The sequence below is a fragment of the Stutzerimonas stutzeri genome (assembly GCF_038561965.1).
Classification (GTDB): Bacteria; Pseudomonadota; Gammaproteobacteria; order Pseudomonadales; family Pseudomonadaceae; genus Stutzerimonas; species Stutzerimonas stutzeri_AA.
In genome coordinates, this window is record NZ_CP139348.1 from 231,956 (window position 1) to 257,643 (window position 25,688).

General features: G+C 64.7%; 22 protein-coding genes. 13 read left to right on the top strand and 9 right to left on the bottom strand.

All coding sequences use genetic code 11. The features are described from left to right. Nucleotides 1-26: 26 nt before the first annotated feature. Nucleotides 27-1,232, top strand: coding sequence for a GGDEF domain-containing protein (locus SM130_RS01005; RefSeq protein WP_102823985.1), 1,206 nt, complete (start codon nucleotides 27-29; stop codon nucleotides 1,230-1,232). Between the two features lie 9 nt (nucleotides 1,233-1,241). Here the strand turns inward: SM130_RS01005 and SM130_RS01010 are convergent, their stop codons facing one another. Continuing rightward, entirely contained in the window at nucleotides 1,242-1,643 is a 402-nt protein-coding gene (locus SM130_RS01010) for an acyl-CoA thioesterase (RefSeq protein ID WP_003303235.1), read from the bottom strand. Nucleotides 1,644-1,866: 223 nt separating this feature from the next. Here SM130_RS01010 and SM130_RS01015 point away from each other — a divergent pair, with 223 nt between their 5' ends. The 5 genes from SM130_RS01015 to phoU all read left to right on the top strand — a co-directional run bounded on the left by SM130_RS01015 (nucleotide 1,867) and on the right by phoU (nucleotide 8,955). Further along, nucleotides 1,867-2,832 carry a PstS family phosphate ABC transporter substrate-binding protein gene (locus SM130_RS01015; protein ID WP_102823986.1) on the top strand — a complete coding sequence of 322 codons (966 nt, stop codon included), beginning with the start codon at nucleotides 1,867-1,869 and terminating at the stop codon, nucleotides 2,830-2,832. Between the two features lie 164 nt (nucleotides 2,833-2,996). Then, nucleotides 2,997-5,273, top strand: a complete 2,277-nt coding sequence (locus SM130_RS01020; protein ID WP_102823987.1) for an ABC transporter permease subunit — start codon at nucleotides 2,997-2,999, stop codon at nucleotides 5,271-5,273. Between the two features lie 75 nt (nucleotides 5,274-5,348). After that, nucleotides 5,349-7,019, top strand: a complete 1,671-nt coding sequence (gene pstA, locus SM130_RS01025; protein WP_102823988.1) for a phosphate ABC transporter permease PstA — start codon at nucleotides 5,349-5,351, stop codon at nucleotides 7,017-7,019. Nucleotides 7,020-7,117: 98 nt separating this feature from the next. Continuing rightward, nucleotides 7,118-7,945: a phosphate ABC transporter ATP-binding protein PstB gene (gene pstB / locus SM130_RS01030; protein WP_102823989.1), complete on the top strand. Its 828-nt coding sequence runs from the start codon at nucleotides 7,118-7,120 to the stop codon at nucleotides 7,943-7,945. A 281-nt stretch (nucleotides 7,946-8,226) separates the two neighbouring features. Beyond that, nucleotides 8,227-8,955, top strand: a complete 729-nt coding sequence (phoU, locus tag SM130_RS01035) for a phosphate signaling complex protein PhoU (protein WP_015275235.1) — start codon at nucleotides 8,227-8,229, stop codon at nucleotides 8,953-8,955. 155 nt (nucleotides 8,956-9,110) lie between these two features. Here the strand turns inward: phoU and SM130_RS01040 are convergent, their stop codons facing one another. Further along, a complete protein-coding gene (locus SM130_RS01040; RefSeq protein ID WP_102823990.1) occupies nucleotides 9,111-10,025 on the bottom strand; it encodes a LysR family transcriptional regulator in 915 nt (304 codons plus the stop codon). Between the two features lie 87 nt (nucleotides 10,026-10,112). On the opposite strand from SM130_RS01040, the gene SM130_RS01045 reads away from it, so the two are divergent. After that, entirely contained in the window at nucleotides 10,113-11,036 is a 924-nt protein-coding gene (locus tag SM130_RS01045; RefSeq protein ID WP_102823991.1) for a DMT family transporter, read from the top strand. A gap of 95 nt (nucleotides 11,037-11,131) precedes the next feature. Here SM130_RS01045 and SM130_RS01050 read toward each other — a convergent pair whose 3' ends face one another. Then, nucleotides 11,132-12,505 carry a DUF3482 domain-containing protein gene (locus tag SM130_RS01050; protein WP_102823992.1) on the bottom strand — a complete coding sequence of 458 codons (1,374 nt, stop codon included), beginning with the start codon at nucleotides 12,503-12,505 and terminating at the stop codon, nucleotides 11,132-11,134. After that, the gene (locus SM130_RS01055; protein WP_102823993.1) at nucleotides 12,498-13,892 is read right to left on the bottom strand and encodes a DUF2868 domain-containing protein; all 1,395 of its coding nucleotides are present in this window, start codon (nucleotides 13,890-13,892) and stop codon (nucleotides 12,498-12,500) included. The genes SM130_RS01050 and SM130_RS01055 overlap by 8 nt, the downstream gene beginning before the upstream one ends. A gap of 227 nt (nucleotides 13,893-14,119) precedes the next feature. Between SM130_RS01055 and SM130_RS01060 the strand changes: the two genes are divergently transcribed. Beyond that, complete coding sequence (locus SM130_RS01060; RefSeq protein WP_102823994.1) at nucleotides 14,120-14,356, top strand: DUF4282 domain-containing protein; 237 nt, start codon at nucleotides 14,120-14,122, stop codon at nucleotides 14,354-14,356. Nucleotides 14,357-14,398: 42 nt separating this feature from the next. Here SM130_RS01060 and SM130_RS01065 read toward each other — a convergent pair whose 3' ends face one another. Beyond that, a complete protein-coding gene (locus SM130_RS01065; RefSeq protein WP_102823995.1) occupies nucleotides 14,399-15,514 on the bottom strand; it encodes a glycerophosphodiester phosphodiesterase in 1,116 nt (371 codons plus the stop codon). 185 nt (nucleotides 15,515-15,699) lie between these two features. Between SM130_RS01065 and folA the strand changes: the two genes are divergently transcribed. Continuing rightward, nucleotides 15,700-16,218: a type 3 dihydrofolate reductase gene (gene folA, locus SM130_RS01070; RefSeq protein ID WP_102823996.1), complete on the top strand. Its 519-nt coding sequence runs from the start codon at nucleotides 15,700-15,702 to the stop codon at nucleotides 16,216-16,218. Between the two features lie 86 nt (nucleotides 16,219-16,304). Continuing rightward, nucleotides 16,305-16,952: a YitT family protein gene (locus SM130_RS01075; RefSeq protein ID WP_102823997.1), complete on the top strand. Its 648-nt coding sequence runs from the start codon at nucleotides 16,305-16,307 to the stop codon at nucleotides 16,950-16,952. Here the strand turns inward: SM130_RS01075 and SM130_RS01080 are convergent. Further along, on the bottom strand, nucleotides 16,945-17,400 hold the full coding sequence (locus SM130_RS01080) for a metallophosphoesterase family protein (protein WP_102823998.1): 456 nt from the start codon (nucleotides 17,398-17,400) through the stop codon (nucleotides 16,945-16,947). The two genes, SM130_RS01075 and SM130_RS01080, sit on opposite strands and share 8 nt — an antisense overlap. Nucleotides 17,401-17,497: 97 nt before the next feature. Between SM130_RS01080 and SM130_RS01085 the strand changes: the two genes are divergently transcribed. Together SM130_RS01085 and SM130_RS01090 are read left to right on the top strand one after the other, a co-directional pair. After that, nucleotides 17,498-18,616, top strand: a complete 1,119-nt coding sequence (locus SM130_RS01085) for an NAD(P)/FAD-dependent oxidoreductase (RefSeq protein ID WP_102823999.1) — start codon at nucleotides 17,498-17,500, stop codon at nucleotides 18,614-18,616. 98 nt (nucleotides 18,617-18,714) lie between these two features. Further along, nucleotides 18,715-20,448, top strand: a complete 1,734-nt coding sequence (locus SM130_RS01090; RefSeq protein ID WP_102824000.1) for a DUF4153 domain-containing protein — start codon at nucleotides 18,715-18,717, stop codon at nucleotides 20,446-20,448. Nucleotides 20,449-20,515: 67 nt separating this feature from the next. Here SM130_RS01090 and ilvD read toward each other — a convergent pair whose 3' ends face one another. After that, the gene (ilvD, locus tag SM130_RS01095) at nucleotides 20,516-22,354 is read right to left on the bottom strand and encodes a dihydroxy-acid dehydratase (protein ID WP_102824001.1); all 1,839 of its coding nucleotides are present in this window, start codon (nucleotides 22,352-22,354) and stop codon (nucleotides 20,516-20,518) included. Between the two features lie 505 nt (nucleotides 22,355-22,859). Here ilvD and SM130_RS01100 point away from each other — a divergent pair. Next, nucleotides 22,860-23,708 carry an alpha/beta hydrolase gene (locus tag SM130_RS01100; protein WP_102824611.1) on the top strand — a complete coding sequence of 283 codons (849 nt, stop codon included), beginning with the start codon at nucleotides 22,860-22,862 and terminating at the stop codon, nucleotides 23,706-23,708. 129 nt (nucleotides 23,709-23,837) lie between these two features. Here SM130_RS01100 and SM130_RS01105 read toward each other — a convergent pair whose 3' ends face one another. Together SM130_RS01105 and SM130_RS01110 are read right to left on the bottom strand one after the other, a co-directional pair. Continuing rightward, complete coding sequence (locus SM130_RS01105; RefSeq protein ID WP_102824002.1) at nucleotides 23,838-25,034, bottom strand: class I SAM-dependent rRNA methyltransferase; 1,197 nt, start codon at nucleotides 25,032-25,034, stop codon at nucleotides 23,838-23,840. A gap of 100 nt (nucleotides 25,035-25,134) precedes the next feature. After that, entirely contained in the window at nucleotides 25,135-25,674 is a 540-nt protein-coding gene (locus SM130_RS01110) for a type 1 glutamine amidotransferase domain-containing protein (RefSeq protein ID WP_102824003.1), read from the bottom strand. Nucleotides 25,675-25,688: the final 14 nt, after the last annotated feature.

The window sequence follows — 25,688 nt, forward strand, 5'->3', positions numbered from 1 at the left end:
TAACCTGCGAGCTCCCAATGCGATACATGACTGACCATCCCTCTGCCGAGGACTTCCGCGATACGCCTTACGGGCGACAGCTGCATGGCGGATTCCGTCTGCTGCACTTCGCGCCTGAGCTGGAGCGGGAGTTTCGCCATTACCTGGATCGTCATGCGCGCACCTCGCAGCGCCTTGCCGCGCTGCTACTGATTCTCGCCGTTTCCGGTTACCTGTATTGCGAGCATCGGTTTTTCAATCTCGCCGGTACCGGCTGGCTGACGACCCTGACGCTGCTGCGCGTGCTGCAGATTCTTCCGGGTGTTGTCGTGCTGGTGCTGACCTTCTACAGCCGCAGGTTTCGCGCGCAGGCCAATCGCGTATTTCCGGTATTGCTGGTGACGGTAGGCATCCTCGCCGCACTGATCGACATCCGTTTCGAAGCACTCGAGACCGAGCTGAACTTCCGCTATGGCGCCGGCCTGCTGATCGTCAGTTCGTTCTTCTTCCTCGGTGTGACCTTCTGGTGGGCGCTGCTGTGCGCCATGCTGATCGTCCTGGCGGATGTGTCCATTGCCAGCCTGATCCTGCCGGCCGAGCTGATGCCGGAACACTGGATTGCCGTTAGCTATTACGTGCTGTTGCTGATCATTGGTGCCATCAGCCGCTATGTACACGAGTACTCGCAGCGGGATCAGTTTCTGATGCGCAAGCTGCTGGGCTGGGTCGCCGAGCACGATGCGTTGAGCGGTTTGGCCAACCGGCGCAGCCATGACCTGGCGTTGCGTCAGCAGATCGCCCAAGCGCGGCGGGATCGTCGGCCGTTGAGCCTGCTGCTGCTCGATCTGGATGACTTCAAGGCTTACAACGACGCCTTCGGCCATCCAGCCGGCGATGCGCTGATCCGCAGCTTTGGCGATTTGCTGGTCGGCTTTGCGCGACGTCCGCTGGACCAGGCGGCGCGGGTCGGTGGCGAGGAGTTCGCGCTGTTGCTGTACAACTGCGATAACGCCGCGGCGCAGCGCATCGCGCGGCAGGTGATCACGGCGCTGGCGGCGCTCGACATCAGGCATCCGCAGGACGCCGCCGCGCGGGTTGGGGTCAGTATCGGTATCGCCACGCTACAGGATGGTCAGCAGCCCGAGCAGCTCTACCATTGCGCCGACACCGCCCTCTACCAGGCCAAGACCAGCGGCAAGAACCGCTTTGCAGTGGCCGCTGGGCAAGCCCGTTCGGACGTGCCTGGCCGCTAGGCCGTGGTGTCAGCGGCGCGGTGGCACCGAGCGGGTGCGGCCGCTGCCGTCGATGGCGACGAAGACGAAGACAGCCTCGGTGACCTTGCGCCATTCGCTGGACAGCGGATCGTCGCTCCACACCTCGACCAGCATGCGGATCGAGCTGCGCCCGACCTCGAGCGTCTGGGTATAGAAGGACAGCTGCGCGCCGACGGCTACCGGGACCATGAACGCCATGCGATCGATGGACACCGTGGCGACCCGCCCGGCGGCCACTCGGCTGGCCATCGCCGTGCCGGCCAGATCCATCTGGGAAACCAGCCAACCGCCGTAGATATCGCCGAAACCGTTGGTCTCGCGCGGCAGCGCAGTGAGCTGCAGGGCCAGGTCGCCCTGTGGAATCGGATCTTCCTGTTCGTATTCTTTCATCGGTCGGACTCGCGGCTCGATTGTTGTTCTGGCGCGAAATGCCCGCGCTAGTGCGGGCGACGGCGCCGAGTATAGCGGCTGTACAAGCCCGCAGCGACCGCGGCGGCTCAATGGGTGGGCTCGTAATCAGATTGTCACACTAGCTTCATAGAGTGTTCACACGGCCTGAAGATACTGGCCCCCGTTCCAACACACTCGAGCACACACCTGCTAGGAGCAAGGTATGAAACTGAATCGTTTGATGGCGGCCCTGACCTTTGTAGCCGCTGGCGTGGGCGCCGCAAGCGCGGTCGCAGCTGTAGACCCGGCCCTGCCGAGCTACCAGAAGACCTCCGGCGTTTCCGGCAACCTGTCCAGCGTTGGTTCCGACTCCCTGGCCAACCTCATGACGCTGTGGGCTGAAGAGTTCAAGCGCAGCTACCCGAACGTCAACATTCAGATCCAGGCCGCCGGTTCCTCCACCGCGCCGCCCGCTCTGACCGAAGGCACCTCCAACATGGGCCCGATGAGCCGCCCGATGAAGGACAACGAGATTCAGGCCTTCGAAGAAAAGTACGGCTACAAGCCGACTGCCGTGCCGGTAGCCATCGACGCCCTGGCGGTGTTCGTGCACAAGGACAACCCGATCAAGTCGCTGGATATCGAACAGGTCGACGCCATCTTCTCCAGCACCCGCCTGTGCGGTGGCGAGAAAGACATCAAGACCTGGGGTGATCTGGGCATGACCGGCGAGTGGGCGAGCAAGCCGATTCAGCTGTTCGGTCGCAACTCGGTATCCGGCACCTACGGCTACTTCAAGGAAGAAGCCCTGTGTAAAGGTGACTTCAAGTCCAACGTCAACGAGCAGCCGGGCTCCGCTTCGGTGGTGCAGTCGATCTCCAGCACCCTGAACGCCATCGGTTACTCGGGCATCGGCTACAAGACCTCCAGCGTCCGCGCCGTGCCCCTGTCCAAGGGTGGTGAGGCCTTCGAGGCGAACGAAGATAATGCCCTGGCCGGCAAGTTCCCGCTGGCGCGCTTCTTCTACGTCTACGTCAACAAGGCGCCGAACAAGCCGCTGAGCCCGATCGATGCCGAGTTCCTGAAGCTGGTGCTTTCCAAGCAGGGTCAGGAAGTCGTGGTCAAGGACGGCTACATCCCGCTGCCGAAAAAGGTGGTCGACAAGACCATGCAGGAACTGGGTCTGTAAGACCCAGGCTGGGGTCGGCGCAACCTAGCGCCGACCCTGCGCAGATGCCCGCCACGCGATACGCGCTGGTGGGCTTCGTCGCGTCACCTGACTGTAATTTTTCTGTCACACAGCTTCATTAGATTAGGCGCCCCGAAGGGCCGCTCAGGCCCAGGAGCTCTGGCATGAACGACATGGAAAACATGACCGCGAATTCCGATGTGCAACGGTTGGACTTCAATACGCCAGCACTGCAGCGCAAGCGTCGCATCCGCGCGCTGAAAGACCACCTGGCGCGCTGGTACGTATCCATCGGCGGTCTGGCGGTGCTGGGCGCCATCACGCTGATTTTCTTCTACCTCGCGCAGGTCGTGCTGCCGATGTTCCAGGGCGCCGAGCTGGAGAGCCGCGCGGCCCAACAGCCGGCGTGGCTGGCCGATGCTGGCGAACCGCTGCTCTTGGCCATCGAGGAGCAGAATCAGGTTGTTCTGCGTCTGGGTAAAGACGGCCAGGTGCGTTTCTTTGGCCTGCGCGACGGTGTTTTGCTGTCGAGCAAGGCCCTGCCACTGCCGGAAGGCAGCCGCATCGTCTCGGTTGGCCAGGACACGCCCGGAACGCGTCGACTGGTATTGGGCCTGGATAATGGCCAGGCGCTGGTGGTTGAGCACAACTACAAGCTCACCTACCCGAACAATCAAAAGACGATCACTCCTGAACTGGCCTATCCCTTCGGTGAAGAGCCTTTGCAACTCGATCCGGAAGGGCGTGCCATCGACCGTGCGGCGATCAGCCTGAACGGCAAGACGCTGCTGGTTGCCGGCGCCACCGGCACCGCACTGCATGCCCAGCGCATCGCCAGCAGCGAGAACCTGCTGACCGGTGAGGTGACCCTCGAGCAGGAGCGCCTCAACCTGCCGCAGATGGCTGAACCGATTCGCCAGTTGCTGATCGACCCACGCCACATGTGGCTCTACGCGATCAGCGGCAAGGCCAGCGCTGACGTGTTCGACCTGCGTCGCAAGCAACTAAACGGCCGCTACAAGCTGGTCGGCGACGGCAGCGAGATCACCAGCGTCAGCCCGTTGCTGGGCGGTATCTCGCTATTGATTGGCGACTCCAAAGGCGCCATAGGTCAGTGGTTCATGGTGCGTGCGGCCGATGGAGAGGCCGAGCTGAAGAACGTGCGCAGCTTCAAGCTGGGCAGCAGCCCGGTTCGCCAGATTTTGCCGGAGGAGCGTCGCAAGGGATTCCTCGCGCTGGATAACAGCGGCAATCTCGGCGTCTTCCACAGCACTGCACATCGCACGCTGGTCAAGGAGCAGGTCGCTGACGGCGCCGCGCTGGCGGCCATGTCGCCGCGGGCCACTCGTCTGCTGATCGAATCGAGCCAGGGTCTGCAGCGGTTCGTGATCGACAATCCGCATCCGGAAATCTCCTGGAGCGCCCTGTGGGGCAAGGTCTGGTACGAGAGCTATCCAGAACCGGATTACGTCTGGCAGTCCACCTCGGCCAACAGCGACTTCGAACCCAAGCTGAGCCTCGCGCCGCTGGCCTTCGGTACGCTCAAGGCAGCCTTCTACGCCATGCTGCTGGCGGCGCCGCTGGCTATCTGCGCGGCGTTCTACACCGCTTATTTCATGGCGCCCAGGCTGCGCAGCAAGGTCAAGCCGATCATCGAGTTGATGGAAGCGCTGCCGACGGTGATTCTCGGCTTCTTCGCCGGCCTGTTCCTAGCCCCCTTCCTGGAGAACCACCTGCCGGGCATCTTCAGCCTGCTGTTGCTGATGCCGGTGGGCATTCTCTTCGCCGCCTGGACCTGGAGTCGCCTGCCGCAGGGCGTGCGCCTGGCCGTGCCGGATGGCTGGGAAGCGGTGCTGCTGATCCCGGTGATCCTGCTGATCGGCTACGGCTCGCTGGAAATCAGCGGCCATCTGGAGAACTGGTTCTTCGGCGGTGACATGCGCATGTGGCTGTCCAACGACATGGGCATCCCGTTCGATCAGCGCAACGCCCTGGTGATCGGCCTGGCGATGGGCTTCGCGGTGATCCCGACGATCTACTCGATCGCCGAAGATGCCGTGTTCAGCGTGCCGCGCAGCCTGACCCTGGGCTCCCTGGCGCTCGGCGCCACGCCCTGGCAGACGCTGACCCGCGTCGTGCTGCTGACCGCCAGCCCAGGCATCTTCTCGGCGCTGATGATCGGCATGGGCCGTGCCGTGGGTGAAACCATGATCGTGCTGATGGCTACCGGCAACACGCCGATCATGGAAGCCAACATCTTCGAAGGCATGCGCACCCTGGCGGCCAACGTTGCAGTGGAAATGCCCGAGTCCGAGGTGGGCGGCACCCATTACCGCGTGCTGTTCCTCGCCGCGCTGGTGCTGCTGATGTTCACGTTCGTGATGAACACCCTGGCCGAGCTGATTCGCCAGCGCCTGCGCGGCAAGTACGCCAGCCTGTAAACAAGGTCCGCCTGCGGGCGGGCGATAACGCGGTCGTTAGCGGCCGCGACGAGACTTCGGAAAAGGTATCGATCCGTGAAAAAGGATTCGCTGAACACCTGGGTCAAGAGCGGCACACCCTGGATATGGATGAACGCCGGCGCGGTGTCCATCGCAGTGATCATGACCCTGGGTCTGCTGGCGATCATCGCCGTGCGCGGTCTGGCGCATTTCTGGCCGGCCGACGTGATGGTTTCTGACTACAGCATGCCCGGTGCCGAGATGCGGGTGCTGGCCGGTGAGGTCGTGCAGGCCGAAGAAGTACCGCGTGCACGTCTGGCTGCCAGCGGGCTGCCGGTTAACGTCGAGGGTGGCGAGTTCATGACCCGCGAGTTGCTCAAGGTGGGCAACCGTGACGTCTATGGCGCGGACTTCTCCTGGGTAGTGGGCGAGTGGCTGAGCAATCAGCGCCGGCCAGCCGATCTGATGGTCCTAGAGCGTCGCGAGTGGGGCAATTTCTATGGCTATCTGCTCAATGTAAAAGAAGCCGGTCAGCTGGTTGCCGAGGGTGAGGGCGCCTGGGACGAGCTGCAGCGTCGTATCGACCGTGTCGACGACCTGCACGGCGAAATCGCGCGCATCGAGAAGGTCGATATCGGCCGTATCAACCACGGCCTGGAGCGCCTGCGCCTGAAGGCCCGTCAGCTTGAATTGCAGGACAAGCTGGACGCTGCGGCGCAGGCCGAGCTGGATGCTGAACGCGCCCATTGGGATGCCGAGTATCGGGTGCTGGAAGAAAAGCTGGTTGCCCTGCAGCAGGCGTTCAACCGCGACAGCATCACCGTGCGCACGGCCGATGGCCGCGAGCAGGAAATTACCCTGGGCAAGGTGGTGCGGGCCTTCCAGCCCAATGCCATGTCGACACCGCAGAAGCTGCTGTTCTACTTCGCCAAGCTGTGGGAGTTCGTCAGCGACGAGCCGCGTGAAGCGAATACGGAGGGCGGCGTATTCCCGGCGATCTTCGGTACTGTGCTGATGACCATGATCATGGCGGTGATCGTCACCCCGTTCGGCGTCATCGCGGCCGTCTATCTGCGCGAATACGCCAAGCAGGGCCTGCTCACCCGCATCATCCGCATCGCGGTGAACAACCTCGCCGGCGTGCCGTCGATCGTCTACGGCGTGTTCGGTCTAGGCTTCTTCGTCTACGTGCTGGGCGGCTCGCTCGACCGCCTGTTCTACCCCGAAGCCGCGCCGGCACCGGTATTTGGCACGCCGGGGCTGATGTGGGCCTCGCTGACTCTGGCGATCCTTACCCTGCCGGTGGTCATCGTCGCCACCGAGGAAGGCCTGGCGCGTATCCCGCGGATGATTCGCGAGGGCTCGCTGGCCCTCGGTGCTACCAAGTCGGAGACGCTGTGGAAGGTGGTGCTGCCGATGGCCAGCCCGGCGATGATGACCGGCCTGATCCTCGCCGTGGCCCGCGCGGCCGGTGAAGTGGCGCCGCTGATGCTGGTCGGTGTGGTCAAGCTGGCACCGAACCTGCCGCTCAACGGCAACTACCCTTACCTGCATCTGGACCAGAAGATCATGCACCTGGGCTTCCATATCTACGACGTCGGCTTTCAGAGCCCCAACGTCGAGGCGGCGCGCCCGCTGGTATACGCCACGGCGCTGCTGCTGGTGCTGGTGATTGCCACGCTCAATTTCAGCGCGATCTACATTCGCAACCACCTGCGCGAGAAGTACAAGGCGCTGGATCATTGATTGGCGCTGCAAGCAGGCCGCACGCTTCCAGACGAAGCACCCCGGCCAGGCTTGCAGCCTGTAGCTTTGCAGCCTGAGGCTGCGAACGGAGCGAGCACATGCAAACCAACACACATTCCATCGATATATCGGCCCTCGGCCGTGACAAGCGCAGCCTGAATCTGGCCAAAGAGCCGGTGGCCATCGAAGTCCCTGATCTGAGCCTGTATTACGGCCAGAAGCAGGCGCTGTTCAACGTCAGCATGAACATCCCGCGCCAGCGCGTGACCGCCTTCATCGGTCCGTCCGGCTGCGGCAAGTCGACCCTGCTGCGCTGCTTCAACCGCATGAATGACTTGGTCGACGGCTGCCGCATCGAGGGCGCGATCAACCTCGATGGCACCAACATCTACCGCAAGGGCGAAGATGTCGCCGACCTGCGCCGCCGCGTCGGCATGGTGTTCCAGAAGCCCAACCCGTTCCCCAAGAGCATCTACGAGAACGTCGTCTACGGCCTGCGCATCCAGGGCATCAAGCAGAAGCGCGTGCTCGACGAAACAGTCGAATGGGCACTCAAGGGCGCCGCGCTTTGGGAAGAAGTGAAGGATCGTCTGCACGAATCGGCACTCGGCCTCTCCGGCGGTCAACAGCAACGCCTGGTGATCGCCCGCACCATTGCCGTGCAGCCGGAAGTGCTGCTGCTCGATGAACCCAGTTCGGCCCTCGATCCGATCTCCTCGCTCAAGGTCGAAGAGCTGATCTACGAACTCAAGGCCAAGTACACCATTGTCATCGTCACCCACAACATGCAGCAGGCCGCGCGGGTGTCCGACTACACGGCGTTCATGTACATGGGCAAACTGATCGAGTACGGCGACACCGATACGCTGTTCACCAACCCGGCCAAGAAGCAGACGGAAGACTACATCACCGGCCGCTACGGCTGAGGCCATGTGAAATCGCCCCTGGCGTCGTCGGGCGCGCTTGCCGTACTCGTATGTACTTTCTGCGCGCGCCCTCCTCGCCAGGAACGATTTCCCAAGGGCCTCACCAGGGCAGGGACGTGAACAAACGGCGTAGGGTGGGCTTCAGCCCACCGGGATCGCGCTCGAGGCAAGGCCCACCCACGAACCTCGTTCGTTTTGGCTGCGCCGCCTCCTGGCGCAGCACGATTTGCCAAAGGCCGGACCGTCCGGCGAGAGAACAACCGTTTCGCAAGGGTTCGCACATGATCAGCAAAGACAGCCACACCCAACACATCTCCCAGCAGTTCAACGCCGAGCTGGAGGAGGTGCGCAGCCACCTGCTGGCCATGGGCGGGCTGGTGGAAAAACAGGTCAACGACGCGGTGACCGCACTGATCCAGGCCGATTCCGGGCTGGCCCAGCAGGTGCGCGAAGTCGACGATCAGATCAACCAGATGGAGCGCAACATCGACGAGGAGTGCGTACGCATTCTCGCTCGACGCCAGCCGGCGGCCTCTGACCTGCGGTTGATCATCAGCATCTCCAAGTCGGTGATCGACCTCGAACGCATCGGTGACGAAGCGACCAAGATCGCCCGCCGCGCGATCCAGCTGTGCGAAGAAGGCGAATCACCCAAGGGTTACGTCGAGGTGCGCCACATTGGCGATCAGGTACGCAAGATGGTGCAGGAGGCGCTGGACGCTTTCGCCCGCTTCGATGCTGATCTGGCGCTGTCGGTGGCGCAGTACGACAAGACCGTCGACCGCGAATACAAGACCGCCCTGCGCGAACTGGTCACCTACATGATGGAAGACCCGCGCTCGATCTCCCGCGTGCTCAGCGTGATCTGGGCCCTGCGCTCGCTGGAACGCATCGGCGACCACGCGCGCAACATCGCCGAACTGGTGATCTACCTGGTGCGCGGCACCGACGTGCGCCACCTCGGTCTCGCGCGCATGGCCGAGGAAGTGGAAGGCACCAAAGAGCGCTGAACCGGGCAGAACCGTAGGGCGGGCTGAGGCCCACCGCATTTCGGAGTGCCTCAGGCCGCTGGTGGGCTGAAGCCCACCCTACGCGGGGCCGTTCGTTTGCTGATATGCATCGGTCGGGCGTGGCATCGCCGAGCGGGCGCTCGGTTGGATGCTGCTCAGGTGGTGATCAGCGCCTCGCTCAGATAGTCGATCAGCGCCCGCGTCTTGGGCGGCAGATGATGATTCTGTCGCCACAGCAGCCAGGCCGCGCCCTGGTAGGAGCCGGTGTAGCGCCACTCCGGCAGCACTTCGCGCAGACCTCCTTCTGCTAACGCCCGGGCCGCGGTGAAATGCGGCAGGCAGCTAATCCCAAGGCCCGCCAACGCTACTTGCAGCCGTGCTTCACTGTGGTTGCTGATGTAGCGGCCATGCACTGTGACCGTTTCCTGCTGGTCGCCGCGGCGCAGGTGCCAGCGGTTGTCCCCGGCACTTTCCCCGAGATACAGGCAGCTATGGCGCAGCAGGTCCTGCGGATGTTGCGGCTCGCCGTGTCGCTGCAGGTAATCGGGACTCGCGCAAAGCAGCTGATGCACTGGGCCGAGCGGTTTTCCGGCCAGGCCTTCGGGCGGGCTGTCGGTGACCTGCACCAGCAGATCGAAACCGTCGTCGATCAGGTCCGGGCTCTGGTCGCTGATCTGCAGTTGCACGTCGACTTCGGGATAGCGCTGCAGAAACTCCGGCATCAGCGGGCTGACGACGAATTTTCCATAGGCCTTCGGCACGCTGATCCGCACCAGCCCCCGCGGGCTGCGCATCAGGCGTTCGCCAATCGCAATAGCGGCGTCGGCTGCTTCCAACATGCTGCGGCAGTGCTGATAGAACTCGGCCCCGGCCTCGTTCAGGCGCAACTGGCGCGTTGTGCGTTCGAGCAGGCGCAGTGCCAGCGCCTCTTCCAGCCGTGCCACCTGCCGGCTCACGGCCGACGGCGTGCTGCCGAGCAGTCGCGCCGCGGCGGAAAAGCTACCGGCCTCCACGACCCGGACGAACACCGCCATATAGGGCAGTAGGGCTGCGCTGTCATTCGTTCCCATGCGGAACAAGTCCTGTGCTGTTTCGCTGGATTATCGATGCTGTGGTCACGATGGACAATTGTTCCTGGTGTCGAATGGAGCAGGGTCATGGCGAATAAGTTTGGGCCGGCCGTTTGGCAGGTCGACGGCATGTTGCTGATGGTGGCGCTTATCTGGGGCAGCAGCTATGCGGTGGCCAAGCAGGCGCTGCTGTTCTATCCGGTGCTGGGTTTCCTGGCGATTCGTTTCGGCCTGACCTTCGTTCTGCTGCTGCCGCAACTGCGCGGCGTAGGTCGTCGAGCGCTGCGCCCCGGTATACCGCTGGGGTTGGTGATGCTGGCGATCTTTCTCTGCGAGACCTGGGGCGTGATGCTGACCAGCGCCAGCAATGCGGCATTCCTGATCAGTCTGTGCGTGGTGATCACGCCGTTCATGGAGTGGCTGTTGCTGCGCCAGCGGCCGCATCACTCGCTGTTCATCGCCTGCGCACTTTCGCTGACGGGCGTCTGGCTGCTGACCGGCGGCCCACACCTGTCGCTCAACGCCGGTGATGTGCTGATGCTCGCCGCCGCGCTGCTGCGCGCCGTGCTGGTCTGCCTGACCCGGCGGCTGACGGCGGGGCAGGCGATTCCCGCGTTGGCGTTGACTGCGGTGCAGAGCGGCGTCGTCGCGAGCGGCTGCATCCTGCTCGGTTTGTCGTTGCCGGGCGAGCTGCCCGCGCTCCCGGCAGAACCGGCGTTCTGGTTCGCGACGCTGTACCTGGTGCTGTTCGCGACGTTGTTTGCGATGTACGTGCAGAACCTCGCGCTGGGGCGCAGCAGCGCGACGAGGGTGTCGTTGCTGATGGGTTCCGAACCATTGTTCGGCGCGATCATCGCCGGCCTTTGGCTGGGCGAGCGGCTGGGGCCGATGGGCTGGGCGGGTGGTTTGCTTATCGTGCTGGCAACCCTGTGCACCTTGCGGGTAGGGCGCGTGTCGATACCGGCCGCGAAAGCGCGATGCGCGCCGGCGCATGGGGAAATGGGCGGCTAGACCAACCTTTTCGTGGCCATCTCCGTCAGTAAACCCGGCAGACGCCACATGTGTAGGGTGGGCTTCAGCCCACCGCTAGCGGCAGCCGAAGGGGTTCAGTCCTGCTGCAGTTCGGCTTGCAGCTCATCCAATGTCGCCTGACGCTCGACGTCCTGCAGGCGGGCACCGGGGTTGAGTGATGACCACTCCGGATGGGCGCGGCAGCGCTGCAACGCTTCCGGCAGCTGGCCTTCGCGCCAACTCTGATCCTGTGGCGTGGCCAGGCGGATAGCCTCGGTCGCAGCGTGCCCGCGGGTGGCGAGCACGGCTAGCAGTTGGCGCTGGCGCAAGGCGAGCAGGCGCAGCACGGCATCATCGACAGTGAGTTCACGCTGGCCATTGAGCTTGCCCAGCAGGCGATTGCCGTAGTGCCGGGCGGTCTGCGCACCACCACCAGCGATGGCGCCGAGCAGGGCTGCCGCGCCGAGGGTGATGCCACCGACCATCAGATCGACTCCGGCACCGGCGGCAGCACCCGCAGCCATGCCGCTGCCAATCTTCACGCCCAGCTGCTTGAGGGTTTCCGGATTGAACAGGTCGTCGCCCCAGCGGCCATCGAGCAGAGGCAGATCACCGGCCGCTGCCTGCTCCTTGCGGAAGGCGTACAGGCGCAGCAGCGCATCGACACCGCGCTGCTCGCGGCCACGCACGGCGTCGTGCAATTCACGTATGGCGCCACGCTCCAGCTCTGGCTGGGCCGCCACGCTGCGCCGGCAGGCGGCGACGTCTACCAGCAGCTCGGCGATCAGCCGCTGGCCGCTGGCCAGGCGCGCGGCAGCCTGCGCTTCATGGTCTTCGATCAGCCGTTGCAGTTTGGGTCGTGCCTGTTCCAGCAGCAGCGCCAGGCTTTCGTACAGCCGGCGCTCGCCATCCACTGGTGGTGCCACGCTGTCGAAGCGCACCAGCGCATGCAGGCCGAGACGAGCCAGCGCCTGGCGCCATTCCTCCTCGCGATGCCCGGGTTGGGCGACGAAGTTGAGCACCGGTAACAGCGGCTTGCCGCAGCCGGCCAGCACCGCGAGCTCGTCCTTGTATTTGGCGAGCACCGGCTCGCGGGCGTCGATCACGTAGAGCCCGGCGTCGCTGGCCAGCAGCTGGCGCAGCACCTTGGCTTCCTGCTCGAAACGCTGACGTGCCTCGCTGCCGTCGAGAAAGCGCGCGGTGCGCGCCGGACCATCGAGGCGTTCGCCGGGTCGATCTACGCGCTCGAGGTAGTCGAGCAGGGCGATGGCGTCTTCCAGGCCCGGGGTGTCGTACAGCTCCAGCAGTGCCTCGCCGTCCACCGACAGCCGCGCACCTTCGACATGGCGGGTGGTACTCGGCCGGTGCGAGACTTCGCCGAAGCCGCTATCACGGGTCAGGGTGCGCAGCAGCGAGGTTTTGCCGACATTGGTGTGGCCGACCACGGCGAGCTTCAGGGCTTCAGTCATGACCGCTCTCCAACCAGCTCAGCGGAGAAGTGCTGGAGTGGGGCAGGCCCAGGGCTTCCAGCGCCTGATGCCAGTCATCCAGGCGTGAGCTGTCCAATGCCTCGCCCGGCGGTGCCTGTAGCAGCCAGACGTGGGTTGCCGCGGCGCAGCGTGACAATTCACCGATCAGCGCCAGGGTGCCGCGATCCGGCGAGCGTCGTGGATCACAGGCGATGGCCAGGCGCGCCGGGGGAAAGCGGGTGAGCTGATCGAGCAGGCGTCGACGCTGCTCGCGATCATCGAGGATGCCGGCATCGGCGACGCCCTTGGGCAACGTTGGTGGCCAAGCGCGACTGCCATCCAGCTCGATGGCTACCAGCACGGCGCCAGCGTTGCCGTCGAGCTGAGCGCCGGCGCTCGGCGCGTGCAGCTGGGCCGGCGCCGCATCGCGAACGCCGAGTCGCTCGCTCGCTGGCTGCAGGCGCTCGCGCAGCAGGCGGTAGCTCGGCAGGCTCAAGTCGAGCGTCAGGGCTGCGCGCCCGTGGCGCCAGCGCAACAGGCTGAACCCGGCGAGCAGCAGCCGTGGCAGAAGGCCGTAGATCAGCAGCACGCCGACCAGCCAGCCGGCCCAGCGTTGCCGCGCGCCTTCCAGATCGCCACCGAGTGCGCCACTGGCGCGGATCTGCTCGACATCTGGCACGCTGAAGCCGAGCAGTGCCGGCAGCGCGCCGAGGGCCTGGGTCAGGCCGACAAACGCACTCTCGCCGAGGATGGTGGTTTCCCAGACGAAGCCATAGCGCCGGGTTGCCAGCAGTGCGAGGAGGGTAAGCAGGGCGCTGGCCATGGCCAACAGCCACAGGGCGTGCACGCCGACGCCCAGCAGCCAGCGGCCCAGTCGATGTCGATGCAGCATCGTCAGCAAGGCCGGCGCCAGCTGCGCGGCGCGTGCATCACGGGCGAGCTTTTCACTGAGCCAGAGCCACAGCCGTCCCAACGCGCCGCCACTGTCGCGCGCAAAAAACAGGCCGAGCAGCCAGCCGAGCAGGGTCAGCAGATTCAATCCGAGCAGGCTGCCAAGTGCCCAGAACACATTGACCGGCCGCTGTCCGTCACCGAGCGCGGCGAAGGCGAGGCCAGCGCCGGTAAAGACAGCGAGCAAGGCCAGGACGATAGCTCCCAGGCGCGCCCCCTGGCGCCAGTGCACAAGCGCTTCGATCAGCCCATCACGGCGCGCCAGCCAGAGCGCGCGCTGTTCGATCAATGCTGGCAGGTCGCCGCCTCGGGCTCGGGCCTGACGATTGGCTTCGTCATCCTCCAACGGCCCGGCATGTTCTTCGCGCAGGCGCACGGCTTCGGTAAGCCAGTGGCGGTCGAGAGGGCTGAGGGCGGGTAACGGGAGATCGGTCACGCGGCGTCTCGTGGCAGGGCGAAGGCCCGAGCATACCCGTCGAGGCAGGCGCGGGGGAATCGTGCTGCTGCTCGGTCGGCGTCGTTGCCTTGGATGTCGCAGCCAAGGCGGCTAGAATCCGCGCCCCGATAAGTATCGGGCGGCCTCAGGGCTGATTCATCTGCCATGGACCGGCAAGAGGCACTGTCGCCTCAGGCCTGCCATTACGCCTACGAAAGGGAATTCCCATGAAAGACCTGTTCTTCTTCGATGCCATGCTCACGCCGAAAATCATCACGCTGATCTACTGGCTCGGCCTGGTTTCGGTTGTCGTCGGATTTGTCGTCGCGCTGTTTTCCGGTGCCATCTGGCAGGCACTGGGCATCCTGATATTCGGGGCGATCGGTACCCGCATCTGGTGCGAGCTGCTGATCGTGCTGTTCAAGATCCACGAAAATCTGCAGAAGCTCGCCAACAAGGCGTAAACGAAAAGGGCGGTCAGCATGACCGCCCTTTGCTTATCTGCATCAATCCTTTGTGCGTACGCTCACGGCGATGTCCGGCTGATCGATGAACAGCCCGTCGATGCCGGCGTCGAGGAAGGCGCGAATGTCCGCTTCGATGTCACCACGCTCGTGGCGCTTGTCGCTGCTGCGCAGGTTGGCCGGCAGGAAGGCGTTTTCAGCGCGGAAGGTGTACGGGTGGACCTTGAGTCCGACGGCATGGGCGGCGGCAACGAAGCCGGTCGGCGTGCCGAGGTTGCCATTGGCATCGCGCGGGATGATGTAGCTTTTCTCCGGGCCGACGCCCGCGGCGTAGCTGGAAATCGTCTTGAGCCCGGCCGGCGTGGCCATCTGCGCGTAGGTCAGCTTGCTGCCGCTTACCTGCTGGTCGTACGGCTGGCCCGAGCTGAACAGCTGCACCAGGCGCAGCTGGGTGAGCCGGCTGAGCGTCTTGAGGTTGTCCACTTCGAAGGACTGGATGTACACCGGCGCCTGCCGACCGACATAACCGTTGCGGGTGAGGATGCGCACTAGCGGCTTTTCCATCGCCAGGCCAAGCTGCTGGAAGTGCGTCGGGTGTTTGGTTTCCGGGTACAGGCCGATGCGCCGGCCCTGGCTGAGCTGCAGGGTTTTCACCAGATCGATGATCTCCTGCAGGGTCGGAATCTCCAGGCTGCCATCTAGGCGGGCGTTGCCCGGGCGGATATCCGGGATGCGCTCGATGGCGCGCAAGGTCTTCAGCTCGGCGAGGGTGAAATCTTCGCTGAACCAGCCGGTGAGGGTGACGCCATCGACCCGCTGGGTGCGCCTGCGATCGGCGAACTCGGGATGCTGGGAGACATCTGTGGTCAGGCCCAGCTCATTGTCGTGGCGGGCGACGATCTGCCCATCGCGAGTCATCACCAGATCCGGCTCGATGTAGTCGGCACCCTGGAAGACTGCCAGCGCATAGGCGGCCAAGGTGTGCTCCGGCAGGTAGCCACTGGCACCGCGGTGGGCGATCACCAGCGGCGACGGCTCGCCACGCGCGGCCTGGTGTTTCGCGGCGTGTTCATCCGGCGCGGCAACACCGGCCAGTGGAAGCAGCAGGCTGCAGGCGGTCAGCCAGCGGCGAAGGGAAGCGGTGGTCTTGCGGGCCATTTCGGCATCTCCTCGGATTGGAAGGTCACAGCCTGAGCCAGTTGCATGACCGGACTTTGACGTTTCGCCACCATGTTCGTTTCCGCGAGATGAAGGCGACGAACGGCTGACGTTGCGATTGTTTTGCTCGCCTATGAAACCGACGACGCTGCAGGAAAAAGCGCCGCTCTGCTATTCTCGCCGCCATGAATCAGACCCCTCTTCCCCTCGCCATGATCGCCGCCCTCGCGCAGAACCGCGTGATCGGCCTCGACAACCGCATGCCCTGGCACGTGCCCGCCGATCTCAAGCATTTCAAGGCCATGACCCTCGGCAAACCGATCGTCATGGGCCGCAAGACCTGGGATTCGCTCGGCCGCCCGCTGCCGGGTCGGCTCAACCTGGTGGTCAGTCGCCAGGCGGATCTGCAGCTAGACGGCGCGGAAACCTTCACCGACCTGGACGCCGCGCTGGTGCGTGCCGAGCAGTGGGCGCGCGAGCAGGGCGTCGACGAGCTGATGCTGATCGGTGGTGCGCAGCTGTACGCCCAGGCGTTGGGGCAGGCGCAGCGGCTTTACCTCACGCGAATCGATGCGGCTCCCGAAGGTGATGCGTTCTTTCCGGCATTCGACGAAGCCGAGTGGCAGTGCGTCGACAGCCAGTCGCATCCGGCCGACGGTGATGCCCCCGCCTACTGTTTCGAGACCTGGCAAAAACAGAGCTGACCGGCACGCTCTTCGCTTGATCGGCGCCAAACCCTTCGCGGGCCGCAGCTTCTATGCTGCCCGTCGCTGTCGTAACGAGAAATCTCATGCAACCTGACAAATCCGATGCCCCGGAAGCCGAGCGCGTTGCCGCGATCTTCGTCCGCCACCCGCTGTGGGAGGACGGCCTCGCGCTGCTCACCGGCACCGCGCTGGTCGCCCTCGGTATCGCCTTCTACAGCCATGCCGGGCTGCTGACTGGTGGCACCGTGGGCCTGGCCTTTCTGCTCAAGTACCTGGCGGGTTGGTCGTTCGGTCCGGCGTTCTTTCTGCTCAACCTGCCGTTCTATGCGCTGGCGATCTGGCGCATGGGCTGGCAGTTCACCCTGCGCACCGTCTGCGCGGTGGGGCTGGTCTCGCTGTTTGCTGAGCTGACGCCGCAATGGATGCGCTTCGCCGAGCTGAACGTGGTCTACGCCGCGGTGTTTGGCGGTTTCGCCATTGGTGTCGGCCTGCTGATCCTGTTCCGCCATCGCGCCAGTCTCGGCGGCGTGAACATCCTTGCGCTGTTCCTGCAGGAACGCTTCGGTGTACGCGCCGGCACCTTCCAGATGGGCATCGACTCGCTGATCGTGCTGGCGGCCGTGTTTGTCGTTCCTGCGGACAAGGTGGTGCTGTCGGTGCTCGGCGCCGTGGCGCTGAACCTGGTGCTGGCAATCAACCACCGCGCCGATCGCTACATGGGCGTCAGCTGAGGCTGATCAGCTCGACCTGCGCATCACCGTCGTTCAGCTCCAGCAGCGCCAGGCTGATGGGCAGGCTGAAACGCCGCGGACCAGCGCTGCCCGGATTGATGTAGAGCACGCCATCGCGCCGCTCGACCTTCGGTTTGTGCGAGTGGCCGGCAATCACCACGTCGATGCCGGCGGCGAGCGGGTCGATATCCAGCAGCTTGAGGTCATGCAGTACATGCAGGGTGAGGCCGCCGATGCGCAGGTCCAGTCGTTCCGGCAGCTCCCGCGCCCAGTCAGCCGTATCGATATTGCCGCGGATCGCCTCCAGTGGCGCGATGGCACGCAGCCCGTCGAGCACCGCCGGCTTGCCGATATCGCCGGCGTGAATGATCCGCGCGCAACCCTGCAACGCCGCCAGCGCCTCGGGGCGAAGCAGGCCGTGGGTGTCGGAGATCAGACCGATGCGCATGCCGGGTTTCCTTGAAAAGACGTCGATGGTTCATCCGACCCTTGGCCGACCGCTGTGGTTGCGGCAGGCTTGGGACGTTCGGGACGAGGAGTCTGGCATGGATCGAGTGGATTGCGTGGTGGTGGGCGCCGGGGTGGTCGGGCTGGCCGTGGCGCGCGCACTGGCGCTGACTGGGCGTGAGGTATTGGTGCTGGAAGCCGAGGCGGCCTTCGGCACCGCCACCAGTGCACGCAACAGCGAGGTCATCCATGCCGGCATCTACTACCCGCAGGGCTCGCTCAAGGGCCGGCTGTGCGTCGCCGGGCGGCGATTGCTGTACGACTTCTGCGAGAGCCACGGCGTGGCCCATCGGCGCTGCGGGAAGCTGATCGTCGCCACCGAGGACTCACAACTGGATGGGCTCGACCGGCTGCAGGCCCATGCCCTGAGCAATGGCGTCGAGGATCTGCAACGGCTCGATGCTGCCGCCCTCAGGGCGTTGGAGCCGCAGCTGCATGCCGTGGCCGGGCTGCTCTCGCCAAGCACCGGCATCATCGACAGCCATGCGCTGATGCTGGCATTGCTGGGCGATGCCGAGCGGCAGGGCGCGGTACTGGCTTTGAACGCGCCGGTAACGGCGATCAACGTCGGCAGCGCAGGCTTGCAGGTCGAGGTGGGCGGCGCCGATCCGCTGCAGCTACTGGCCCGCACCGTGGTGAATTGCGCCGGGCATGGTGCGCCCGTCCTCGCCGCACACACCGCCGGGTTGGCCCCGGCGGCGCGGCCGCGGCAGTTCTTCGCCAAGGGCAGCTACTTCAGCCTGGCCGGGCGTACGCCGTTTCGCCATCTGGTCTATCCGCTGCCGGAACCGGGCGGCCTGGGCGTGCACCTGACACTGGATATGGCCGGCCAGGCGCGTTTCGGCCCGGATGTGCAGTGGGTCGATGGGCTGGACTACCGCATCGAGCCCGAACGGGCCGATGGCTTCTACGCGGCGATCCGCCGCTACTGGCCGGGGCTGCCGGACGATTCGCTGCACCCGGCCTACACCGGCATCCGCCCGAAGATCAGCGGGCCCGGCGAGGCGGCCGCAGACTTTCGCATCGATGGCCCGGCGCAGCACGGTATCGCCGGCCTGGTGAACCTGTTCGGCATCGAATCGCCGGGCCTGACCGCCTGCCTGGCGATTGCCGAACATGTTCGTGGGCTGGTCGAGGTAGACCCGCTGGCGACCTGATCACGGGTGTCGCACCCATGTTGCGACCCGCCCTGGTGGGTAGCACACTGCGGCTCGCCGTGATCCGGACGGCCCCGATTGCTGCAAAAGGAATATGCATGGAACAGACAGGCGAAGCCCGCCCACTGAAGGTCTACCTGGCGGTCGGGTTGCTGCAGGGTTTGGTCCTTTGGGCGGCCAGTGAGGCGTGGCCGCACGCGGCTGGCTGGCGTGTGCTGTGCTCGGCACTGCTGGCCTTCAGCGTGATTGGCGGTTGGCAGTTGCAGCTTCTGTGGGGTGGTCTGCGCGAGGCTGGGCGCTGGCGCCTGGTGCTGCCCGCCGCGCTGCTTCCTGCGGTGCTTGCTGGCGGCCTTGCACTGCAGTTCGACCAGCCGCGTTGGTATTACCTGGGTGAATCCGTCGGCACCCTGCTGCTCTGGGGCAACCTCGTTCTAGCCTATGTGCTGACACCCTTCATCCAGGCGCGGGATGCAGGCCATCGCTGGCGTGTCGACTACGCCGCCTTGTACCGGCACGCCATCAACAACGGCCTGCTGCTGTTCATGGCACTGCTCATGCTGGCGGCGTTCTGGCTGCTGATCTGGCTCTGGGCCGGCTTGTTCAAGCTGGTCGGGATCGGCATCTTCGCAACGCTCTTCGAGTCTTCGGGTTTCATCTGGGTTGCCAGTGCGGCGGTCGTCGCCATCGGCCTGTGGATCGGACTTGAGCGCGGCCAGGTGGTCGATGCGCTGCGAAATGTGCTGCAAGCCATGTGTCGGTTCCTGCTACCGCTGACGGTGCTGATCCTGCTGCTGTTCGTGGTGTGCTTGCCATTTACCGGCTTGCAGCCGTTGTGGGAAACACGCCACGCGACACCGATCCTGTTGGCCATGGTATTTGCCCATGTCGCACTGCTGAACGGTGTGGTTCAGGATGGCAGGCAAGCGGTGCATTACCCACGTGGGCTGCGCGTGCTGGTCGATGCCAGCTCATTGTGTCTGCCGCTGCTGGCAGGCCTTGCGGTCTACGCACTCTGGTTGCGGATCGGCCAGTACGGGCTCACGCCGGACCGCGTCGTGGCGGCCGGAGCGACGCTGGTTGCCTTGCTCCATGCGTTGGCGTTGATGGTTGCCGTCGCGCGACCCGGCAATGGCTGGCTGGCCGGGTTGCGCCAGAGCAACCCCGTGCTGGCGCTGGTTTCGGTGTCGCTGTTGCTGCTCATGTATTTTCCGCCGCTGAGCCCGCTGCAACTCAGCGCGGCCAACCAGTACCAGCGCCTGCTCGACGAGCAGGTGCCGGCAGAGCGCACTGATCTCGGCGCATTGCGCTTTCAGCTGGGCGAGCCCGGCCGAGACTACCTGGAAAAACTGCGGCAGCGCCTTGCCGGGCCTGCTGTCCAAGCCGCACGAAGGGAGCAACTGCAGGCAGACCTGCAACGGCTAGACCGGGCCGAAAACTATTGGAATTGGCGGCATGAACACGAGATGGCCAATTCCGCTCCCGTGCCGTGGATCGGTGAGCCTGTTGAGGATGCTGACGGTGCACTGGCGCAGGCCATTGCGTCGCAGGGCTGTGACGGAGATTGCGCCCTGTTTGCCGTCGACCTGGATGAAGATCACCAGCCCGAGGTGCTCTTGTTGCGCGGTGCGCGGCCGCGGGTCGTAACGGTGCTGGGGCGTGGCGCGACCGGTGGCTGGCGATGGATCGGCCACCTGCGCACGACCGATCAGCAAACGCTCGACGGCGAGACGCTCAAGCAGCAGATCGAACGTGGCGCTTTGCAGGTGGTAGCGCCGCGCTTCAAAGCGCTGGAAATCGACGGCATACGGCTGGAGCCGGCGATTACCGAATAGCCTGATGAGCATGAAAAAGCCCGACGCGAAGGTCGGGCTTTTCATTTACAGCGAGCACGCCTGACGATTAGCCGTCCAGCATCGCCTTGTTGCGCACCGCGCCCTTGTCGGCGCTGGTGGCGAGCAGGGCGTAGGCCTTGAGCGCCGTGGACACCTTGCGGGTGCGCGGCTGAGCGGGCTTCCAGCCTTTCTTGTCCTGCTCGATGCGGCGGTGGGACAGCTCTTCATCGCTGACCTGCAGCTGGATGCTGCGGTTGGGGATGTCGATCAGCACCTTGTCGCCGTCTTGTACCAGACCGATGGCGCCGCCCGCAGCCGCTTCCGGCGAGGCATGGCCGATGGACAGGCCCGAGGTGCCGCCGGAGAAGCGGCCGTCGGTGAGCAGGGCGCAGTCCTTGCCCAAGCCTTTGGACTTCAGGTACGAGGTCGGGTAGAGCATTTCCTGCATGCCCGGGCCGCCTTTCGGGCCTTCGTAGCGAATGATGACGATGTCGCCAGCCTTCACTTCGTCGTTGAGGATGCCTTTCACGGCGCTGTCCTGGCTTTCGAAGATCTTTGCGTTGCCTTCGAAGACGTGGATCGATTCGTCGACGCCGGCGGTCTTCACCACGCAGCCATCAAGGGCGATGTTGCCGTAGAGCACCGCCAGGCCGCCTTCCTGGGAATAGGCGTGCTCGACGCTGCGGATACAGCCGTTCTCGCGATCGTCATCCAGGCTGTCCCAACGGGTCGACTGGCTGAATGCAGTCTGCGTCGGGATGCCGGCTGGGCCAGCCTTGAAGAAGGTATGGACCGCCTCGTCCTGGGTCTGGGTGATGTCCCACTGGGCAATGCCTTCAGCCAGCGTCCGGCTATGCACGGTCGGCACGTCGGTGTGCAGCAGGCCGCCACGGGCCAGTTCGCCGAGGATGGAGAAGATGCCGCCGGCGCGGTGCACGTCTTCCATGTGGTACTTCTGAATGTTCGGCGCAACCTTGCACAGCTGCGGCACCTTGCGCGACAGCGCGTCGATGGCGCGCAGGTCGAAATCAATCTCGGCCTCCTGGGCGGCGGCCAGCAGGTGCAGGATGGTGTTGGTCGAGCCGCCCATGGCGATGTCCAGGGTCATGGCGTTCTCGAACGCACGGCGGCTGGCGATGTTGCGCGGCAGCACCGACTCGTCGCCCTCGCCGTAGTAGCGCTGACACAGCTCGACGACGGTACGGCCGGCGCGCAGGAACAGCTGCTCGCGGTCGCTGTGGGTCGCCAGGGTCGATCCGTTGCCGGGCAGGGCCAGGCCCAACGCTTCGGCCAGGCAGTTCATCGAGTTGGCGGTGAACATGCCGGAGCAGCTGCCGCAGGTCGGGCAGGCGCTGCGCTCGTATTCGGCGACCTTCTCGTCGGAGGCGCTTTCATCGGCAGCGATGACCATGGCGTCAACCAGATCCAGGCCATGGCTGGCCAGCTTGGTCTTGCCGGCTTCCATCGGGCCACCGGAGACGAACACCACCGGAATGTTCAGGCGCAGAGCGGCCATCAGCATGCCGGGGGTTATCTTGTCGCAGTTGGAGATGCAGACGATGGCGTCGGCACAATGCGCGTTGACCATGTACTCCACCGAGTCGGCGATGATCTCGCGCGATGGCAGCGAATAGAGCATGCCGTCGTGGCCCATGGCGATGCCGTCATCGACCGCGATTGTGTTGAATTCCTTGGCGACGCCGCCGTGCCTCTCGATCTCGCGGGCGACCAGCTGGCCGAGGTCCTTCAGGTGTACGTGACCGGGCACGAACTGGGTGAAGGAGTTGGCGATGGCGATGATCGGCTTCTTGAAGTCTTCGTCCTTCATGCCGGTGGCGCGCCACAGCGCGCGGGCACCGGCCATGTTGCGGCCGTGCGTGGAGGTTTTCGAACGGTAATCGGGCATGACGGTTCCTGCGGCTGATCAGGTAATCAAAGGTATGCGTATGGTGAGCAACGCCTGTGCCGGATGCAACGGAGGGTGAACCGTGCGTTCGGAAGGGGCCGGGTCGAGGCGGGGTAGCCGCTCGTAGGGCCTGGGCTCAGGGTCCGCCGTGAGGTGAATGGCGAGATATCACCGATTCTACGCGCCTTCCTCGGCTCGGGCCAGGCGGGACGATTGGCGGTCTCGCGCTAACCCTCGGCGTTGCTGGCTTGCGCCGCTCCGGCGGGCTACGAGGCCCATATTCAAGACAGCTCATTGTGCGTCAACCGCCGGTCCGCTCGACTGGCGGGTAGATACTCGCTCGCTAAAGTCCAACCTCGACCGTTTCGCTGGTGGCCGCACCTTTTCGCCTGTGCTGCTGACCAATGAGCGGTCGCCTCACCACCAATTGTCCGTTGTGCGCGGTAACGGGCAGCACTTGCGTGGCGGGGCGTCCTTATACCAACGATAAGAACGAGGAATGCAGATGCATAGAATCACGCTTGGATACCTGGGCGCCGCCGCTGTGGTGGCGTTGTCCGCCTCCGCCGTCGCAGCCCCCTTGCCGGATACGACCGGTACGCCGTTCCCCTCCGTGTCGAGCTTCGACAGTTCCGGTCCTTACGCCGTTACCAGTCAGAGCGAAGGCCCGAGTTGCCGCGTCTACCGGCCGCGCACGCTCGGCCAGAACGGTGTCAGACACCCGGTCATCCTCTGGGGTAACGGCACTGGCACCGGGCCGACAACCTATTCCAGGCTGCTGACCCATTGGGCCAGCCACGGCTTCGTGGTGGCCGCGGCAGAAACCTCCAACGCCGGGACCGGGCGGGAAATGCTGGCCTGTCTGGATTATCTGGTGCAGGAAAGCAACCGCACTTACGGTACCTACGTTGGCGTGCTGAACACCGGGCGGGTTGCTACGTCGGGCCATTCCCAGGGTGGCGGTGGGTCGATCATGGCTGGGCAGGACGATCGCGTACGGGTCACTGCACCGATCCAGCCTTATACGATCGGGCTCGGCCACAACCCGGCATCGCAGCGCAACCAGCGTGGGCCGATGTTCCTCATGTCCGGCGGCGGCGACACGATCGCCATTCCCTATCTGAACGCTCAGCCGGTCTACAGCCGGGTGAACGTGCCGATCTTCTGGGGCGAGCGGCGCTATGTCAGTCACTTCGAGCCGGTTGGCAACGGCGGCGAATACCGTGGGCCGACGACAGCGTGGTTCCGCTATCACCTGATGGACGACGAAAGTGCGCGCGGCACCTTCTATGGCCGTCTCTGCCGCTTGTGCAGCAGCGTGCTTTGGAGCGTGCAGCGCAAGGGTATCGAGTAAAGCAGGACGGGCGCCTATCAGCGCTTGATGACAAGGCGGCAGGTGGGCCTGCCGCCTTGTCTTGTCACACTGCGGATTTCGATAAACAAGCGGCTTGAATGCTGTTACCGGCATCCGCTGCCGCTCTGATCAGCTGTTGGGCAGGATCCGGCAGGTCAGGCTTTTGATGTAGCGCGTCTCCGGGATCGCCGGATGCACTGGGTGATCCGGGCCCTGGCCGCCGCGCTCGAGCAGCTGGATGTTGCGATCCAGATGGCGTGCGCTGCCGAGCAGGATGTTCTGCAGGTTGTCTTCCTCCAGGTGCATCGAGCAGCTGGCGCTGACCAGGATGCCGTCCTTGTTGAGCAGACGCATGGCCGCCTCGTTGAGGCGACGGTAGGCAGCTTCGCCGTTCTTCAGGTCCTTCTTGCGCTTGATGAAGGCTGGCGGATCGGTGATGACCACGTCGAAGCGCTCTTCCGCGTTTTTCAGCTCTTTCATCGCCTCGAACGCATCGCCCTCGACGCACGTCATCTTCTCGGCCACGCCATTGAGCGCTGCGTTGCGCTCGACGCCATCCAGCGCGAACGCCGAGGCATCGACGCAAAACACTTCGCTGGCGCCAAATGCCGCGGCCTGCACGCCCCAGCCGCCGATGTAGCTGAACAGGTCGAGCACGCGCTTGCCTTTGACGTAGGGCGCCAGGCGCGCACGGTTCATGCGGTGATCGTAGAACCAGCCGGTCTTCTGGCCCTGCATGACCGGCGCCTCGAATTTCACGCCGTTTTCTTCCAGCGCCACCCATTCCGGCACTACGCCGAATGCCGTGTCTACGTAGCGCTCCAGGCCTTCGGCGTCGCGCGCACTGGAATCGTTCTTCCACAGTACGCCGCGGGGCTTGAGCACCTGCACCAGAGCTTCGAGCACGGCGTCCTTGTTGCGCTCCATGGTGGCTGAAGCGAGCTGCACGACGAGGATGTCGAAGAAGCGGTCGACGACCAGTCCCGGCAGCAGGTCGGAGTCACCGTAGACCAGGCGGTAGCACGGCTGCTCGAACAGGCGCTCGCGTAGGCTCAGGGCGACCTGGATGCGATGCACCAGCAGCGATTTATCCAGGCTGTGCTTGAGATCGCGCGACAGAAGGCGTGCGCAGATCAGGTTGTTCGGCGATACCCCGACGATACCCAGCGGCTTGCCGCCGGCGGCCTCGAGCACGGCCTGGTCCCCAGCAACGAATCCGGTCAGCGGCGTGGCCGCGGTGTCGATTTCGTTGCTGTAGACCCACAGGTGGCCGGCGCGCAGGCGGCGATCGGCGTTGGCTTTGAGGCGCAGGCTGGGCAGGGTCATCGGCAGGGCTCCGGGAAAAAGACGGGCATTCTAAACGAGCGGCAGGCCACGCGCGCCGGCACGCCGGAAATTCCTCGCAGCGCCTGCCGCATCCGCCCGATCAGGCGGACAGGGCGCTAATCAGCGCCTGGCTGAATGCCGGGATGTCATCCGGCTTGCGGCTGCTGATCAGTTGGCCATCCACCACCACCTCTTCGTCGACCCAATCGGCGCCGGCGTTTTTCAGGTCATCGGTGAGCGAGGGCCAGCTGGTCATGCGCTTGCCTTTGACCAGCCCGGCCGAGGCCAGCAGCCAGCCGCCGTGACAGATGACGGCGATGGTCTTGTTGGCGCGCGCGGCGTTCCTGACCAATTCCTGCGCCATCTCATCGGTGCGGATGGTGTCGGAGTTGACCACCCCGCCGGGTAGCAGCACGGCGTCGTAGTCCTCCATGCGGATACTCTCGAAGGTCTTGTCGACATGGAACTTGCTGGCCGGTGTGGTGTGATTCCAGCCGGTCACTTCGCCATTCTTGGCCGAAACGATCTCGGCGGTCGCTCCGGCTTTCTCCAGTGCTTCCTTCGGGCCGGTCAGCTCGACCTGCTCGAAGCCGTCAGTCACCAGGATTGCCACGCGCTTGCCATTGAGGGATTGGCTCATGAGCATGCCTCCGT

Coding starts and splice junctions, on each gene's coding strand:
- SM130_RS01005 (WP_102823985.1), top strand. CDS start 27: ATGACTGACCATCCCTCTGCCGAGGACTTCCGCGATACGCCTTACGGG.
- SM130_RS01010 (WP_003303235.1), bottom strand. CDS start 1,643: ATGAAAGAATACGAACAGGAAGATCCGATTCCACAGGGCGACCTGGCC.
- SM130_RS01015 (WP_102823986.1), top strand. CDS start 1,867: ATGAAACTGAATCGTTTGATGGCGGCCCTGACCTTTGTAGCCGCTGGC.
- SM130_RS01020 (WP_102823987.1), top strand. CDS start 2,997: ATGAACGACATGGAAAACATGACCGCGAATTCCGATGTGCAACGGTTG.
- pstB (WP_102823989.1), top strand. CDS start 7,118: ATGCAAACCAACACACATTCCATCGATATATCGGCCCTCGGCCGTGAC.
- phoU (WP_015275235.1), top strand. CDS start 8,227: ATGATCAGCAAAGACAGCCACACCCAACACATCTCCCAGCAGTTCAAC.
- SM130_RS01040 (WP_102823990.1), bottom strand. CDS start 10,025: ATGGGAACGAATGACAGCGCAGCCCTACTGCCCTATATGGCGGTGTTC.
- SM130_RS01045 (WP_102823991.1), top strand. CDS start 10,113: ATGGCGAATAAGTTTGGGCCGGCCGTTTGGCAGGTCGACGGCATGTTG.
- SM130_RS01050 (WP_102823992.1), bottom strand. CDS start 12,505: ATGACTGAAGCCCTGAAGCTCGCCGTGGTCGGCCACACCAATGTCGGC.
- SM130_RS01060 (WP_102823994.1), top strand. CDS start 14,120: ATGAAAGACCTGTTCTTCTTCGATGCCATGCTCACGCCGAAAATCATC.
- SM130_RS01065 (WP_102823995.1), bottom strand. CDS start 15,514: ATGGCCCGCAAGACCACCGCTTCCCTTCGCCGCTGGCTGACCGCCTGC.
- folA (WP_102823996.1), top strand. CDS start 15,700: ATGAATCAGACCCCTCTTCCCCTCGCCATGATCGCCGCCCTCGCGCAG.
- SM130_RS01075 (WP_102823997.1), top strand. CDS start 16,305: ATGCAACCTGACAAATCCGATGCCCCGGAAGCCGAGCGCGTTGCCGCG.
- SM130_RS01080 (WP_102823998.1), bottom strand. CDS start 17,400: ATGCGCATCGGTCTGATCTCCGACACCCACGGCCTGCTTCGCCCCGAG.
- SM130_RS01085 (WP_102823999.1), top strand. CDS start 17,498: ATGGATCGAGTGGATTGCGTGGTGGTGGGCGCCGGGGTGGTCGGGCTG.
- SM130_RS01090 (WP_102824000.1), top strand. CDS start 18,715: ATGGAACAGACAGGCGAAGCCCGCCCACTGAAGGTCTACCTGGCGGTC.
- ilvD (WP_102824001.1), bottom strand. CDS start 22,354: ATGCCCGATTACCGTTCGAAAACCTCCACGCACGGCCGCAACATGGCC.
- SM130_RS01100 (WP_102824611.1), top strand. CDS start 22,860: ATGCATAGAATCACGCTTGGATACCTGGGCGCCGCCGCTGTGGTGGCG.
- SM130_RS01105 (WP_102824002.1), bottom strand. CDS start 25,034: ATGACCCTGCCCAGCCTGCGCCTCAAAGCCAACGCCGATCGCCGCCTG.
- SM130_RS01110 (WP_102824003.1), bottom strand. CDS start 25,674: ATGAGCCAATCCCTCAATGGCAAGCGCGTGGCAATCCTGGTGACTGAC.